This is a genomic window from Qipengyuania sp. S6317L1, from assembly GCF_023015615.1.
Lineage (GTDB): Bacteria > Pseudomonadota > Alphaproteobacteria > Sphingomonadales > Sphingomonadaceae > Erythrobacter.
Map to the genome: position 1 here is coordinate 168020 of NZ_JALKAJ010000005.1, position 15317 is coordinate 183336.

Annotated in this window: 16 protein-coding genes; 8 read left to right on the forward strand and 8 right to left on the reverse strand. The window is 59.2% G+C overall.

Annotation, left to right across the window (positions count from 1 at the left end; all coding sequences use genetic code 11):
- Nucleotides 1-35: 35 nt before the first annotated feature.
- The 6 genes from MWU38_RS12435 (at nt 36) to MWU38_RS12460 (ending at nt 5852) form a co-directional block, all read left to right on the forward strand.
- On the forward strand, nt 36-740 hold the full coding sequence (locus MWU38_RS12435; RefSeq protein ID WP_247272130.1) for an amino acid racemase: 705 nt from the start codon (nt 36-38) through the stop codon (nt 738-740).
- Between the two features lie 332 nt (nt 741-1072).
- Nucleotides 1073-2290, forward strand: a complete 1218-nt coding sequence (locus MWU38_RS12440; protein ID WP_247272131.1) for a deoxyguanosinetriphosphate triphosphohydrolase — start codon at nt 1073-1075, stop codon at nt 2288-2290.
- Nucleotides 2283-3008, forward strand: coding sequence for an NAD(P)H-binding protein (locus MWU38_RS12445; protein ID WP_247272132.1), 726 nt, complete (start codon nt 2283-2285; stop codon nt 3006-3008). Before MWU38_RS12440 ends, MWU38_RS12445 begins: the two co-directional genes overlap by 8 nt.
- 31 nt (nt 3009-3039) lie before the next feature.
- Entirely contained in the window at nt 3040-3492 is a 453-nt protein-coding gene (locus MWU38_RS12450; RefSeq protein ID WP_247272133.1) for an ABA4-like family protein, read from the forward strand.
- 127 nt (nt 3493-3619) lie between these two features.
- On the forward strand, nt 3620-5182 hold the full coding sequence (locus MWU38_RS12455; protein WP_247272134.1) for a long-chain-fatty-acid--CoA ligase: 1563 nt from the start codon (nt 3620-3622) through the stop codon (nt 5180-5182).
- A 31-nt stretch (nt 5183-5213) separates the two neighbouring features.
- Entirely contained in the window at nt 5214-5852 is a 639-nt protein-coding gene (locus MWU38_RS12460; protein ID WP_247272135.1) for a DUF938 domain-containing protein, read from the forward strand.
- A gap of 53 nt (nt 5853-5905) precedes the next feature.
- On the opposite strand, the gene MWU38_RS12465 is transcribed toward MWU38_RS12460, so the two are convergent.
- From MWU38_RS12465 to MWU38_RS12470, 3 genes are all read right to left on the reverse strand, one after another.
- Nucleotides 5906-6055 carry an entericidin A/B family lipoprotein gene (locus MWU38_RS12465; RefSeq protein ID WP_247272136.1) on the reverse strand — a complete coding sequence of 50 codons (150 nt, stop codon included), beginning with the start codon at nt 6053-6055 and terminating at the stop codon, nt 5906-5908.
- 110 nt (nt 6056-6165) lie between these two features.
- Complete coding sequence (locus MWU38_RS14950) at nt 6166-6294, reverse strand: hypothetical protein (protein WP_281494673.1); 129 nt, start codon at nt 6292-6294, stop codon at nt 6166-6168.
- A gap of 41 nt (nt 6295-6335) precedes the next feature.
- Nucleotides 6336-7274: a DMT family transporter gene (locus MWU38_RS12470; protein ID WP_247272137.1), complete on the reverse strand. Its 939-nt coding sequence runs from the start codon at nt 7272-7274 to the stop codon at nt 6336-6338.
- 99 nt (nt 7275-7373) lie between these two features.
- Here MWU38_RS12470 and MWU38_RS12475 point away from each other — a divergent pair, with 99 nt between their 5' ends.
- A complete protein-coding gene (locus MWU38_RS12475) occupies nt 7374-7616 on the forward strand; it encodes a hypothetical protein (RefSeq protein ID WP_247272138.1) in 243 nt (80 codons plus the stop codon).
- 118 nt (nt 7617-7734) lie between these two features.
- Here MWU38_RS12475 and MWU38_RS12480 read toward each other — a convergent pair whose 3' ends face one another.
- Nucleotides 7735-9285 (reverse strand): CpaF family protein, encoded by a 1551-nt coding sequence (locus MWU38_RS12480; RefSeq protein ID WP_247272139.1) that lies wholly within the window; start codon nt 9283-9285, stop codon nt 7735-7737.
- Between the two features lie 157 nt (nt 9286-9442).
- Here MWU38_RS12480 and MWU38_RS12485 point away from each other — a divergent pair, with 157 nt between their 5' ends.
- On the forward strand, nt 9443-10651 hold the full coding sequence (locus MWU38_RS12485) for a glycosyltransferase (RefSeq protein ID WP_247272140.1): 1209 nt from the start codon (nt 9443-9445) through the stop codon (nt 10649-10651).
- A gap of 36 nt (nt 10652-10687) precedes the next feature.
- On the opposite strand, the gene MWU38_RS12490 is transcribed toward MWU38_RS12485, so the two are convergent.
- Genes MWU38_RS12490 through MWU38_RS12505 form a run of 4 tightly spaced genes read right to left on the reverse strand, consistent with a single transcriptional unit; the run spans nt 10688 to nt 15294 of the window.
- Nucleotides 10688-11686: a hypothetical protein gene (locus tag MWU38_RS12490; protein WP_247272141.1), complete on the reverse strand. Its 999-nt coding sequence runs from the start codon at nt 11684-11686 to the stop codon at nt 10688-10690.
- Complete coding sequence (locus MWU38_RS12495) at nt 11673-12608, reverse strand: hypothetical protein (protein WP_247272142.1); 936 nt, start codon at nt 12606-12608, stop codon at nt 11673-11675. The genes MWU38_RS12490 and MWU38_RS12495 overlap by 14 nt, the downstream gene beginning before the upstream one ends.
- Nucleotides 12608-14284, reverse strand: coding sequence for a hypothetical protein (locus tag MWU38_RS12500; protein WP_247272143.1), 1677 nt, complete (start codon nt 14282-14284; stop codon nt 12608-12610). The genes MWU38_RS12495 and MWU38_RS12500 overlap by 1 nt, the downstream gene beginning before the upstream one ends.
- Nucleotides 14281-15294, reverse strand: a complete 1014-nt coding sequence (locus MWU38_RS12505; RefSeq protein ID WP_247272144.1) for a glycosyltransferase family 2 protein — start codon at nt 15292-15294, stop codon at nt 14281-14283. The genes MWU38_RS12500 and MWU38_RS12505 overlap by 4 nt, the downstream gene beginning before the upstream one ends.
- Nucleotides 15295-15317: the final 23 nt, after the last annotated feature.

A 15317-nucleotide genomic window follows, 5' to 3' on the forward strand; every position in this document is an offset into this window, starting at 1 on the left:
CACTGCATCACTGAAGAATCGAAGGTAAGGCTGTTTTGCGCAAACTAGGCATGATTGGCGGGATGAGTTGGGTCTCGACCGGAATTTATTACGACCGGATCAATCGCATCGTCCAACGCCGTGCGGCGCCGATGGCGTCTGCGCCCTTGCTGATCGAGAGCCTCGACTTTTGTGAGCTTTATGCCCTTCGCGAAGAGAGGGAGTGGAAACGCGCAGGCGAAATCCTGAGCGAAAGCGCGAAAAGGCTGGAAGGGGCAGGAGCCCAGGCGCTGATCATCAACGCCAATTCGATGCACAAACTGTATGACGATATCGCCGCAAACGTCGGCATTCCGATCCTGCATATCGCTGATTGTGTTGGTAAAGCTTTGAAAGACGCAGGGTGCAAGACCGCCGCAATCCTCGGCACGCGCAACGTGATGACCGAAAGCTTTTACCGCAAACGGCTGGTCGCACACGGGGTGGACCTTCTTCCACCCAACATGACCAACGTCGATATAATGGACAGCATCATTTACGATGAACTGATGGTGGGCAAGGTCACCCGCGATGCAGAGCGCAAGATGAAAACGATCATCACGAACAAGTCGCAGGAAGGGGCACAGGCCGTTGTGCTTGCCTGCACGGAACTCGACCTTATCGTCGATGTCGACGCCAATGTTCTGCCGGTATTCGATTCCACCCGCATCCACTGTCAGGCGGCGGCAAATTGGATCCTTGATGAAGGATCTGCGGAATAGGCCTCAACTCACCTATGAAAAGAAACAGCTGGGCGCAGACCAATCGGTAGCGGGGTGTTTTTTTACATTTCCATGACTACTCGCGCCTGAGTGCTTGCCGCTAAATAGAGAGCAAGTCGCGGGTCTCGGGTCGCGCCGATGACCCAAGAGCTGAAAAGCTCTTGGGACCGCCTACCACCCCCCATTGCACCCGGTAGGCGGTCCCATTTTTTTCCGATCAATGAATTTGAACCGGCACGCGCTCGCGCTGTGCGCAGCTGTCCACCGGAATTCGCGAGCGTTGCCGATCTGTTCCCGTTGAGCCGCGCATGGCGCTCGCTTAAGCGGTTCTCGTGTCTGATAGCACTTCCCCCGATACGCCCCCTCGCGCTGCCTTCGCAGCTGACCCCTATGCTCACGGTGGACGCGAGTTTGCGCGCGTGGCAGCACAGGCCGCCCGAGCGCCGTTAACGCCAGCCGAGCGCCGAGGTCCGCGCAGCGATTTCCAACGCGATCGCGACCGGATCATCCATTCGATGAGTTTCCGCCGCCTGAAGTCGAAGACGCAGGTGTTCATCGCGCCCGACGGCGACCATTATCGCACGCGTCTGACTCACAGTGTCGAGGTTGCGCAGATTGGCCGCGTGCTGGCGCGCGCCTTGCGGGTGGATGAAGACCTGACCGAGGCGCTGTGCCTGGCGCATGACCTTGGCCATCCCCCGTTTGGCCACGCGGGGGAAGATGCCCTGTCCGAGGCCATGGCCGAGCACGGCGGCTTTTGCCATAATGCCCAAACGCTGCGCACCGTGATGCGTCTTGAAAGCCCCTATCCCACCCATGAGGGGCTGAACCTCACATGGGACCTTCTCGAAGGGCTTGCCAAGCACAATGGTCCGGTCACCGACCCCAATTGGGCTTTGGCCGAGCTTGACACGGCCTTTCCGCTTGATCTTGGTTCCCACGCCTCGATCGAAGCGCAAATTGCGGCCGTGGCCGACGATATCGCCTATGACAATCACGACATCGACGATGGCCTTCGTGCAGGGTTTCTGACGCTTGATGACCTGATGGAACTGGATTTCCTCGCACACCAATGGCGCATGGTCGAAAAGCGCTTTCCAAACGCTGCGCAAGATCGCTTGCTGCGCGAGCTTATTCGCGATCAGATCGGATTGATGGTGAACGACGTGCTCGAGCACACCAAAGTGCAGACAAAAGGCTTTGCCAACGTTGACGAAGTGCGCGCGGCAGGGCGACAACTGGCGGGATTTTCGCCTGAAATGGAAAAGCAGGAGCGCGAGCTCAAAGCCTTTATGTATCAAAAGCTGTATTACCATCCGGAACAGGTGAACGCGGCCAGCAACGCGCGCGATGTGATTTCGCGATTGTTTGAAGCCTATGCCAATGATCCTGCGTTGATGCCTGCCGATTGGCAAGCGCGTCTGCCCAAGGCCGAGCCGGGCCGTGCGCGCACGATTGCCGATTTCATCGCAGGCATGAGCGACCGGTTTGCCATGCGCGAGCTTTCAAGGATCAGTGGTAACGTGCCCCAGGGGTTGATCAATGTCTGACACGCACGCCGATCCCAGCGGGCCCGTTCGCATCGGTCTTGTCGGGGCGACCGGCCTCATCGGGCGACGCCTGATCGAGATTTCCAGCGCAGGCGAGGATGTTCGCATGGTCGGCATCGCCCGGCGCGAGCCGACTTTGCCCAAAGGCGCAAAAGTGGAGATGTTCGTCGCCGATCCTGAAAAGTGGGGCGAAGTTCTTGGCGCGGTCAAGCCAGCGGCGCTTATCTGCGCGCTGGGCACGACATGGAAGAAAGCGGGCCGCGATGAGGCGGCCTTTCGCGCCGTCGATTATGACCTCATCGTCAACACCGCCAGAACCGCCCACGAGGTCGGCATTTCCAATTTCGTCATGGTCAGTTCGTCGGGCGCCGATGCGCGCTCGAAAAGCTTTTATATGCGCACCAAGGGAGAGACAGAGCAGGCGGTCTCGAAAATCGGACTGAAACGGGTCGATATCTTGCGGCCCGGCCTCCTCAAGGGCGCGCGGATCGACGATCTTCGCCCGCTCGAAGCTGCGGCGCAGTTTGCAAGCCCGATCCTCGACCCGCTGCTGCCCCGCAAATGGTCAGGTTATCGCTCGATTGACGCAGATGCCGTATGCGAGGCGGCGATCGGGCTGGCTTTGCGCAAAGCCGCAGGGCGCTTTACCCATGACAATGACGCGATCAAACGCGCAGCGCGCGACTGGCGCGCGAAAGCTTCTTTTCAAGACGAGTAGCATTCAACGCGATTATTAAGGGGACGCAAGGATGGAATGGAGCACGGTATTCTCAGCTGCCAATATATTGGCGATGATCGCCTGGGTCGTGCTGATACTGCTTCCGCGCCATCCGATCGCGCTTGCCGGTGTGCTTTATCTTGGCGCAGGGCTCCTTAGCATGGTGTACGCCGTGGCCCTTGGCGGGGTGCTTTCGGGGTTTATCCCGGCAGGTGAGGGCGGCGCTGGCGCAAACTTCACCTCCATAGAAGGGGTGCGCGACATCTTCGCAAGCGATGGCGGCGTCACGATTGGCTGGGTCCATTACCTCGCCTTTGACCTGTTCGTTGGCCTGTGGATCGCGCGCGATGGCGATGCGAAGTTCATCTCGCGCTTTATCCAGGCTCCGATCCTTCTGCTGACCTTTGTCGCAGGACCGGCCGGTCTGCTCTTCTGGCTCATCATTCGTGAACCGTCTGCGCGCGCAAAGGGGCGTTGGAATTAGAGGGGCGCTGGAATTTGGGCGCATTTTGCCCCACGCGTGCCTGCGCAAAATCGCTCCCGTAAAATTATGGACGCGCCCCTGATATTTGCCTAGTCCTTCTCGTGAGAGAAGTTTGGGAGAGTAGGGAATGGCGTCTGAAGCCACCGGTGACTATCTGTCATTTGATGAATTTTTGAAGCATTGGGGCACGGTTGCTCCGGACCGGATCGCGCTCGAAATGGACGGGCGGATCACAACCTATGGCGAGGCGGAAAAACTCACGCGGCAATTGGTTGCCTTCTTCGCCGAAAACGGGGTTGGACGCGGCGACCGCATCGCCTGGCTTGGCAAGAATTCGGACCGCTATTTCCTCCTCCTTTACGCCGCTGCGCGTGTTGGTGCGGTGATGGCTCCGGTCGGTTGGCGTCTCGCGCCACCCGAGATTGCCTATATCCTGACAGATACCGGCTCCAAGCTGTTGTTTGTCGAAGACGGCTTCATCGACACGGCCAGCGAAGTAACCGGCACATTGGAAAACCCGCCTCGCGTATTCGAAGTTGAGGCCGCTTTCCGCGCCGCCGAAGCGATGGCCCCTGCCGAGTTCGAGCCCGCCGATCTGGATGATGCCATCCTCCAGCTTTACACCTCGGGCACGACGGGCAATCCCAAGGGTGTCGGGCTTTCCAATCGCAATATGTTCTCGCTGCGCAAGCCGAGCGTCGAGGAAGATCAGCCTTGGCAGAAATATATCGAGACGGATTGCATCCTTGCTGCCATGCCTTGCGCGCATATCGGCGGCACGGGCCTTGCCGCGATTGCGACTTCCAACGGTGTGCGCGCTCACATCCTGCCCGAGTTTACGCCCGACGGCGTGTTGAGCGCGATCAAGAACGGGGCAACGCACATGTTCCTCGTTCCCGCCGCGATCCAGTTCGTAATCCAGCACCCGCTCGCCAAGGAAACCGATTTTTCCGGTCTTCGCTATCTCATGTATGGCGCAGCGCCCATGCCATTGGAGCTGTTGAAACAGACCGTCGCGACCATGCCGGGCGCGGGGCTTTTGCAGGTTTATGGCATGACCGAAACCTGCGGCACGGTAACAATGCTGCCGCCTGACGATCACTCGCTCGAAGGCAATGAACGGATGCGTTCTGCGGGCAAGGCGGTTCCCGGCGTCGAGATTGAAATCCGCGGCGAAGACAATAAGCAAGTCGAGCGCGGCGAGATCGGCGAGATTTGTATCAAATCCCCGTCGAACACGGCCGGATACTGGAAACTTGCCGAAGCGACCGCAAAGACCATCGATGCCGACGGCTGGCTGCACACGGGCGATGCCGGGATCATGGATGCTGACGGCTATGTCTATATCCAGGACCGGATCAAGGACATGATCATTTCGGGCGGCGAGAACGTCTATCCGGCTGAAGTGGAAAGCGCGATATACGGCCATCCTGCGGTGGCAGAAGTTGCGGTGATCGGCATTCCGTCCGAACAATGGGGGGAAGAGGTCAAGGCCTGCTGCGTGCCAAAGCCGGGAATGGAGATCGAGGCGGGCGATGTGATCGCCTATGCGAGGGAGCGGATCGCCGCTTTCAAGGCGCCCAAAAGCATCGATGTGATCCCTGAAATGCCGCGCAATGCCTCTGGCAAGATCCTGCGCCGGCAATTGCGCGCACCCTATTGGGAAGGTCAGGACCGGCAGGTCAGCTAGGCGCCGCGCTTCGATGCCAAGCCCGACCAGCATGGATGATATCAGCGAGCATGGCGCCAAGCGTCATGCCCCTGCGACCTTGCGCAACCGCGAGGCGATTGCCCGCGTGCTTTCGGCCGAGCTGCCCAAAAAAGGAACAGTGCTCGAAATCGCAAGTGGTTCGGGTGAACACGCGCTCTATTTTGCGGCACAGTTTCCCGATCTCGACTGGCAACCCAGTGATCCCGATCCCGATGCCCGAAATTCGATCAGGGCCTATACGCAGGAATATAAGGGAACCAACTTAAGGGATGTCCTCGAGGTCGATGCAAGCCTGCCCAAAGCGTGGGCAATACCCCCCGATATTGCCGCAGCCTTGTGCATCAACATGATCCACATATCTGCCTACGCTTCGTGCACTGGTCTTTTCGAAGGCAGCGCGCGCGCGGCTGCGCAAGGGAAGGGCGCCACGGATTTTCCCGTGATCCTTTATGGCCCATTCTTTGAGCAGGGAGTGGAGCCGGCGCCGTCGAACCTTGCCTTTGATGTAAGCCTGAAAGCGCGAAATCCGGAATGGGGTATTCGTGATGCTGAAAAAGTGGACAGCACGGCAAGGGCGCACGGTTTCGAGCGAGCCGCCCGTTACGAGATGCCCGCCAACAATTTGATGCTGGTCTATCGCAAAACCTGAAAGGGGGGCAGGCTACGCCGACGCACAAACGCGGCGCAGCGCCTCGCCCGGGGTCAACCGCCGTTGATGACGTCTTCGCCCGCCTGACCCACCGATTCGATGTCGCGCCCCACACCTTTGACGGTGTTGCACGCCGCGGTCGTCACGGTCAGCGCGCCAAGAACGAACGCAAGAACGGTTTTTTGAGTGGACTTCCGGCTCATTTTTGAAACTCCTTGATGGCAGGATATTAGCTGACAGCGTGCCTCAGCAATACACAAAAAAAGGGCCCGCCATTCAAGCGGGCCCTCTTTTGGGTCGGTTTGACGGACACTTAAGTTTCTTCGTCAACCGCATCGGCCGCGGATTTAAGGTCGTCGCCAGCACCGCGAACGGTGTTGCAGGCCGCTGCGCTGAGGGTCATTGCGCCAAGGGCAACTGCGATAATGGTCTTGCGGATCATCGGGGGTCTCCTGTGATGATGGTAACAAGACAAATACGCGCCTATCGTGCTTTGGGTTCCAAACTTTGACGTTTGGTCTTTCGCTCAGCCGCAAGAGCCCTCTCGCGCCAGGCGATCAAGAGCCCCGCTCCCACGATCAACGGTGCGCCGAACCACAGGCTTGTCGGCGGGGTGCGTTCGAACACGCTCCATCCATAAAAGGTCGCCCACAAAAGTCCGGTGTAGTCGATCAGCAGGATCACGCCCGCAGAACCGAACCGCAAGCTTGCCGTCAATAGCATCTGCGCAAGCGCACCGCACAGTCCCATCGCCAGGATCAGGCTCCAGGTCACCGGATCGTGCGGCACATACACAAAGGGCAGGGCAAGCGCCATCAGCGGCGTTGTGAATGCGGTGAACCAGAAAACGATGCTCCATGGACTCTCGGTTTTGTTAAGGTCCTGAATTTGCATACTTATGATTGCAACCCAAAGCGCTGCGAGAAGGCCGACCACGGCGCCAAACGGGTCAATGCCAGCGGTCCCGCCGAGGCCAAATCCGGGCTGGGTAAGGACCAGCACCCCCGCAAATCCAAGCGCCACCGCACTCCATCGATATTTGCCCGGCCTGTCCTTGAACAGGAACACCCCCAAAAGCACCGCAAACAATGGCGAGGTGAAACCCAGCGCACTCGCCTCCGCCAGCGGAAGCAGGACAACCGCGCCATAGACAAGGAACATGCCGGTAATGCCCATGATCGCGCGGCCACCGTGCGCGCGCAGGCGATTTGTCTTGAGAACGCGCAGCCTGCCCCACGCCGCGAGCAGGCCGGTGATGCAAATGAGGGTGATGAGCTGACGCCAGAAGACAAGTTCGGTCAAAGATGCGCCGCGCGCCTCGGTCACCTTGACCAGCATGGACATGGTCGCAAGCGTGGCAGCGGCGGCCAGTCTGATACCGAGCGCTAGAAAGGGGCGGGGCCGGGCGACTGATCCATCCATTGCTGCAACGCTTTAGGGCCCAATTGCGATTGCGCAATCATTGGCTTGAAAACTTGCCCGCGAACTTGCGCGGTTTGCAACGCCCTTTAAATGGGCGCGATGGAATTTTTGAACGCCCTGACCTTTGCCAGCGACGCCGCGCTTCTCGCCGTGGCGGGTGCGGTGTGCTGGGCATTGGCGGTGGTGTGCTTGCTCATGGACCGGATGCGCGAAAAACGCCGTTCGGTCGACCGGCTGGAGCGCGTGGGCTTCGTGCCTTGGACAGGGCTGTTCCTTGGCCTTGCCATTATCGGTGGCGGATGCCTTGCGATGAGCCTGCCGGTTGTGCTCGGCAACCTTTAGAGGCAAGCTTCCCAATTCGCGAGCCGAAAGCGAGTGCAAGCGCGACCGCGCGTCGGCCGGTCAGGCCGTAGCCAAGCGAGCCGGATGGCTCGCGCCCGGCGTTTGAGGGCGGCCTGCCTTACAGGCAGGCTTCCAAATACGCTTGATCGAACCCGAATTGGCGCGCTTTTTCAAGCGTATAGGGCCGCAAGCCGCTTGAGCGGAATTCGCCCATGATCTTGCCATCTTCGCTCTCGTCGAGATATTCGAATTTGAACAGCTCTTGGGTCACGATCACGTCGCCTTCCATCCCGATTACCTCGGTGATGTTGGTCGTGCGACGCGAACCATCGCGAAGGCGCTTTACCTGAACGATCAGGTCAACAGATTCCGCAATCTGGCGTGAAATCGCCTCTTTCGGGATCTTGATGTCGCCCATCAGGATCATGTTCTCCATACGGCCTAGACACTCGCGAGGAGAGTTGGCGTGGAGCGTACACATCGAACCATCGTGGCCCGTGTTCATGGCGGCGAGAAGGTCGAAACATTCAGCGCCACGAATCTCACCCAGAATAATCCGGTCGGGACGCATACGCAGGGCGTTTTTCACAAGGTCGCCGATGGTAATCGCGCCTTGCCCTTCAAGGTTTGGCGGACGCGTTTCGAGCGGCAGCCAGTGCGGCTGTTGCAGACGAAGTTCGGCGGCGTCCTCGATCGTCAGAACGCGCTCACCCGGGTCGATCATCTTCGACAGGGCGTTGAGCATGGTCGTTTTACCAGAACCCGTACCGCCTGAAATAACGATGTTCATCCGGCACGCGCCCGCGATTTTGAGGGCGGTACACATCTTCTCCGACATCGAACCGAATTCCTTGAGCATATCCAAGGTGATCGGTTTTTCGGAGAATTTACGAATAGAGATCGCGGTGCCGCGCAGCGAAAGAGGCGGAACGATGACGTTCACACGAGAGCCGTCTTTCAAACGGGCGTCGGCAAGCGGCGTGGTCTGGTCGACGCGGCGGCCAACCTGGTTCACGATACGCTGTGCGATCTGGAAAAGGTGTTGTTCATCGCGGAACCGGATCGGTGCGATGATAAGCTTACCCTTTTTCTCGATATAGGTCTGGTCGGGACCATTGACCATGATATCGGAGACGTCCGGATCAGTTAGAAGCTCTTCCAACGGACCAAAGCCCAGCAGTTCGTCGATCAGAACCTTTTCAAGCGCAAATTGCTCGCGCCGGTTCAGCGTGACCTTAAGCTCGGCCAGCACTTCCATGATGATCGGGCGGAATTCTTCCGACAGCTCTTCCTTGGTGAGCGTCGCTGCCGCTTCGGGGTCCACGCGTTCGAGAAGGCGCGGGAGGACCTGTTCCTTGATCTTGTGAACGCTCGCCTCAAAGCCGCTGGCTTCATTTTCTGCGGCGTTGGTCGAGTTCATGCGCTCCTGCAGCCGGTCCATCGCATCCGAAGTTGCATTGCCGGAGGAAGGTTTGGGCGGGGGAGGAGCAGCGGCTTTTGCAGGTTCGGAGCTGCCGCCGCCGTCTTCGGGCAGCGGCGGGAATTGCTCACCACCTTTGGCTTTTTCGGAAGAAGGGCTTCCGCCCTTCATTGGCCTTGCAACGCCAAAAGCAGGTTTTGCGCCAGGCCTCATACCGCCTGCGCCGCCTTTTTTGCCGAATGCGCTCATTAAAATAGCCCCCAGGCTCAAACTTGGTACCACTTGCTGTTTCGCAAGTTATCACGAACAGCGTCTCTCGAAATGTGGTGAATAATTTGGAAACCTTAATTTTTCGCCAAGGTTGCCGCTTGCCATGCCCGATAATTGGAAAGATCAAGGATCCAGTATGCACGTGTTGTTTCTGACATCCACATTACCGCGCTGGGCGGGCGATATGCAGGCGAATTTTGTCGGCGAGCAAGCCGATGCCTGGTTGGCGGCGCGTCCGGATGACCGCATCACCATCCTTGCGCCCGCATCGCAAGGCGCGCCCGACGAAGAGCATCACGGGCGCAAGACGATCAAGAGATACACCTATGTTCGCCCTGCCTCGCTGCAGACGCTGGCCTATCCCGCAATCATGCCAAATCTCAAGGCGGCGCCATGGCGTGCATGGCAGATTGCGCCGCTGGTCTGGGCGCAATATCGCCGGGCGAAAGAGATCATAAGCGAGGGCGGCGTCGATCTGGTCTATGCGCATTGGGCGGTGCCGCAAGGGTTGGTCGCTCACCGGCTGAAGGCCAAAACGGGCGCTCCTTACATCCTGCAGACCCATTCAAGCGACCTCAGCGTTCTGTCCAATTTCGGCAGCGCAGGGCGCGGCGTTGCGCGTGCAATGTTGCAGCAGGCCGAGCACTTTTTCTGCGTAAATGCGGGACAGCTTGATCTGGCGCGCGGGTTTTACCCGGAGCTTGCCACAAACGTCACCGTGACCGGGGCAAGCGTCATCCCGATGGGCGTTGCCAGGCTGCAACCCATGAGCCGTTCAACCGGTCAAATCGAGATCGGATCGATTGGCCGCCTGTCCAAAAAGAAAGGTTTGGACCTGCTCATCCGCGCGCTTGAAAAACTGCATGAAAGCGGGGTCAGCCCACGGGTCGGGATCGCCGGTGACGGAGAAGAACGCGAACATCTGCAAAGCCTTAAGCGCTGTGCCAATGTGGATTTTCTGGGGTTTCTATCCGGCAAGGAAAAGGAACACTTCCTGGCAGGGTGTGAACGTTTTGCCTTTCCCGCAAAAGCGAGCGGCGGCGATGTCGAGGGATTGCCCGTCGCATTGCTGGAGGCGTTGATGCGCGGTCAGCCCGTGCTTGCCTCGCGCGATACCAATATCGAGCTGCTGCCCGAATGGGACGCGATCAAGCGTGATGTGGTGTTCGTCGAGGACCCCGCCGATATCGATGCGCTTGCACGCGCCATTGTCGAATTGATGACCCGATCACCGGGCTCTGCCGGTCAAGCGAAGCAAGTCCTGTCGCGCTATTTGTGGAGCAATTTGATCGAGGAATATCTCGAACCCATTGAAAGGGCCGTGAAACGCCGGACGGGCGCCTGACCCTCAGGCCGTGCGGAGTGGGTTCTAGAGTCCCGATCAGTTCGAGAGGAGCGCGATGCGATCCGCGTCCGTGGTAAGCGCGCGTGCGTTAACGGCGCGCATTTCGCCGGCATGAGCGAGCACCTGACCAATCACCTTGCGCTCTGTTTCTTTCAGGCGGTCGGTGAAACCAATGTTTTCCGCAAGGCTGAGGTTGAGGTCGGCGGAGTTGATGATCATCTCTATCGCTTCTTCAAGATCGTCCGATCGCGACAGATCGAAACGCTGTTCCTCGCCATCCCTGCGCAGGAATATCAGCCCGCCCAGCCTGGAAGGTGAGGCGTAACTCACTTCGAGAAATTCGTCCGCGTGCGCGCGCGTGGAGATGAGGAAACGCTTGCCCGTGGTGAGCGCAATTGCCGAACGGATTACATCCTTGAGCGCAATCGCAGCTCTTATGCGCGGTGGGACGGTAAGCGTCTTGAGATTGTATGTGAAAAGATGCAGCGGGCGCGCATAGGGGTGGACGGTGCCGGTGGCGGTATCGACCATCAACAGGTCGTCGCCCATCAAATCATACCCGTTGCGCATCAGGGCGAGCGACAGGGTGGTTTTGCCGGTTCCGCCGTGCGCTGGAAATACGAATGCCTCGCCGTCCTTTGCAACGCCCGCGCAGTGCATGAACAAAACGCCGTTTTCCAAAAGCTTCTGGTAGATAACCGGCTCAAGCAATTGGCCCTGAACAAACGCGCCAACCGGCGTCGTGTAGAGCCGGTCGAGCCAATGGCGTTCAAATTCGATCACCGGCGATGCGCTGTCCAAACCGGTTACGGCATAACGGAAATGGAAAAGACCCTTGTAATGGAGGCTCCTTGCGTTCTCCTGACCAATGCGATCAACGATCCGCAGGCACACCGTTGGAACAGGTGCAGCCAGTGGTCTTTGCGCGATGCGCGAATATTCATTGTCGAAATATTCAAGGTAAGAGCGCGGACCCGTCACCTCGACCTGCACCAGACCGTTGAGATTATAGCGACGCGTGTCAGCTGAGGCCATTGTTCACCACCTTTGTTGGCGTCGCCTCGCGCTGGAATGCAAGAGCGAAAAACGCCGCCGTCATATTCACCAAGAGGCCGCAAATCCGGTTGATTGCGATTGCAAGAAATGCCGCCGCAGGAGCGACCGTTCCGGTCAATTCGGCGAGCACTGCCGAAAGCGCCTCGGCAATACCAAGGCCCGACGGAACAAGCGAGGCCGCAGAGCCCAGAATTGTGGCAAACGCAAAGAGCAAAGAGGAAACAGGCTCGACAAAAAGCCCCATGATCGCGAATGCGACGAAAATCCTCGCAGCGATCAGCATCAGTCCGACAATCCGATAGACCAGCGCGGCGAGGGCGACGCCTGCTCCCGCGCGGCGCACGAGCAGGATTTCCATCGCAATGATGGTCACCCCGCCAAAGGCGAGCAGGCCTATCGCGGTAAGGTGGAGTGCAGGGGTAGGCTCTTCTTCAAAGCCGAGAATGGCAACTCCTCCTGCTACCGCCGCGCAGGCGATCCATAACAGCGAGAAGCTGAGAACGATAAGCGAGCTTGCACCGAGCTTTCCGCCCTTTTGCCGCAGCGCCGCCGTCCTCACGATCGCACCGCCCGGAATGGGCAGCAACTCGGCCACTTGCGCATAGGCGCTGACCCGGACGCCGTGCCAAAAGCCGGTTTGCAGGCCGAGAGCCTTGGCCATCAATTGAAGGTTTATCGCGCTGTAGGCGAGGGTCAGCGGAGACAGGACAAATAGCAGCAGGAGAAGGGGAGGCAGCGCAAGGTCAGAGAGGCTGAGATCGAGCGAGCTGACCGAGACGACAAGGCCACCTGCAAAGACAAGGAGGGCGGCAACCAGCAGCGGAAATTTGAAACGCCTGGCCTGCGCCGCGAGGGTTTGGGTAAAGGCCATCACGTGATCGAGAATTGCCGATCCCTGCATCAGAATCCGCCCCAATAGTCGCTTGGAGCAGCCATTTGCGGCGCTGCGATATTGTCGCCCCACATGATGTAAGCGGGCTCATTCAAGGGGTTGGAAATCGCCACGCTGCCACGCGCAAGCTCCACCGTTGCACCTGCTTCGACCCGCGCGCCATCGATTATAAGAGGGGCAGAAGCGGTGTAGGTGCCAGGGACAAGCACGTTCCAATTGATCGTCTCACCCGCCTCCAGATCGTGGCCTGCGAGATACAGGTCGCCCCAGAAATGCCGATAGTTGCTGCGCAGCGCCGCTTCGTCGTCTGGGTGGAAGAAGGTGGGCGCATCGCTTTCAAACAGGGGCGCGAACATCTGTTCATTGTCGAACAGAAGGGGCACCGGCTGCTCTTCCATTGTGCCAGCAAATCTGGGCTCGCCAGAAGCGCGATACCCTTCGATCCCCCACGGCGTCATGAAGCCGTTTGCCTTGGTGAACCGCCCGATCATCCCGCAGCAATCGAAATAGGCGACCGGTTCGGCAAAAGTTTCGTCGATTGCGCTGAGAAGCGCGTGCTGGCGCTGTGTCACGGGCTCTTCATTGGTCACCCACGCCATCATCGCGAACGATGCAATCGCGGCTGCACACATCGGTGCGCCATATCGCTCCGCCAGAAAGGCGAAAGAGACTGAAGCCGCAATCGCGACCGGAGGCAGAATGAAAACGTAAAAGTAGGGCGCCGAATTGTGGTAGAAAAGCGGGGTCAGCACCGGAAACCACAAAAGCGCAAGAGCGGCGCGTTTCGCCACGGAGCGTTTATCCCTGGCAATCAGGACAGGGGCAAGAACCACCGCGAGCGCCAAAGGCACGGCAAAAAGCGCCGCGTGCCGCATCAGGTAAAGGTAGGGAGAGTGGAAAAGGCCGAACATCTTGGCCGCCGACCGGCCCGCGTAACTGGTGGTGCTGACTGCGGCCTGACCGGCTTCTGCTGCTGCCGAATGCCACAGGTAGAGAGCTGCGCCCATGACGGCTGCGACCAAGCCTGCTGCAACCCAGCGCGCGACGTAGCGCCAGTCGAACCCTTCCTCTTCCCAGCGCCATAGAGCGATGCCGAGAAAGGCGGGGAACCACAAAACGAACTTGATCGTGACCAATGCCGAAACTGCAATAAGCGCGCCAAGCGCAAGGATGGCAGGCGCGCGAAGGCGGGTGCACATCGCCACCGCAAGCGCGCTTCCAAGGGTTGCTGCTGCAATTGCATCGACCCGGAACGATGCCGCGTGGTTGAGCACGAAACCGCCGCCCAGATAGGCAGCAACCGCCAGATACGCGGCGGTATCATTGGAGATCTTTCGCGCGGTCACAAAAATTGCTGCGCTGGCAATCGCGGTGAATCCGAGCATCACCCAACGCGCGGTAAGGATTTGCTCAACCGCCGTGCCGCCAAGCTGGGGCAGCCACCATGCAAACATTTGCGTGTGCAATGTCTGAAGCGGCTGGAAATTGCGCGCCTGCGCCAGGGCTTCGACCTGCGAGTAGAACCAGAATTCGTCCCAGTTGATCGAGCGCGTGAGCGCCAGATGCACATGAAGCACCGCCATCAGGACGAGCAGAGCGGCGGGCCAGACCCGTGATATTGCCTGTGAAAGAGCGCCCATAGACCCCGCAGGGTGTTGCGGGTGCTCCAGTGTCGCAGCACTCATGCGCGCCGCCTGACCTGACGCCTGTCCGCAGTGCTGACGGAGTGATCCTCGGACGCGCCCCCGCTGTGATCGAGCCGTTCTTCGATCCGACGCAGTTTGAGCATATTGGCTTCGAGAAGCTTGCGGTTGGTCGCGATCAGGTCGGCCAGAATTCCCAGCACGCTGACCAGCACGCCGATAATCAACAACGCCCCGCCAATGACCAGCGACTGGATGTGTCCGTCGCCATCGCCATTGGCAAAAAACCAGAGGAAGCGCGCAATCGGCATCAGGCCAAGAACGGTCGCCAGCGCGCCCAGACCCACGAACACGCGCAGCGCGTTAAAGGTCGTATAGGCGCGAAGGATCGTGACCCCTGTCTGCTGGATAAAACGCGGGATCGACTTGAACAGGCGCGAGGGGCGCGTTGCGGCATGGGTGCGCACCGGCACGCTGGTGATCGACAGGCGCTTTCGCCCTGCCTGGATCAGCATGTCGGTGGTGTAGCTGAAATCGGTGGTGATGTTGATGCGCTGGGCGGCATCGCGGCTGATCGCGCGAAAACCGCTAACCGCATCGGTGATCTCGGTCGCAGAAAGTGTGCGCACCACATATGAGCCAAGTCGCTGAAGCAGGCGTTTGAACGGGCCGAAGTGTGCATTGTTGCCAACCGAGCGGTCGCCAATGCAGATGTCTGCCTCACCTGCGACGACAGGGGCGACGATCTTGGCAATGTCGGCCCCTTCATACTGGCCATCGGCATCGGTGTTGACGATAATGTCCGCACCTTCCGAGAGGCATTTGTCAATCCCGCTGCGGAACGCCTCGGCGAGGCCCCGGTTACCCCGGTGGCGCACAACATGATGCACGCCCCACCGACGCGCAACGCCGCTGGTATCGTCGCTGCTGCCATCGTCGATGATGCAATATTCGATTGTGTCGACACCCGGCAACGAACGCGGCAGCTTTGCCAGCGTTTCCGGCAGCACTTCAGCCTCATTAAGGCAGGGTATCTGGATGATCAGTTTCATAGTGTCGTATTAGCCCCCTTGCG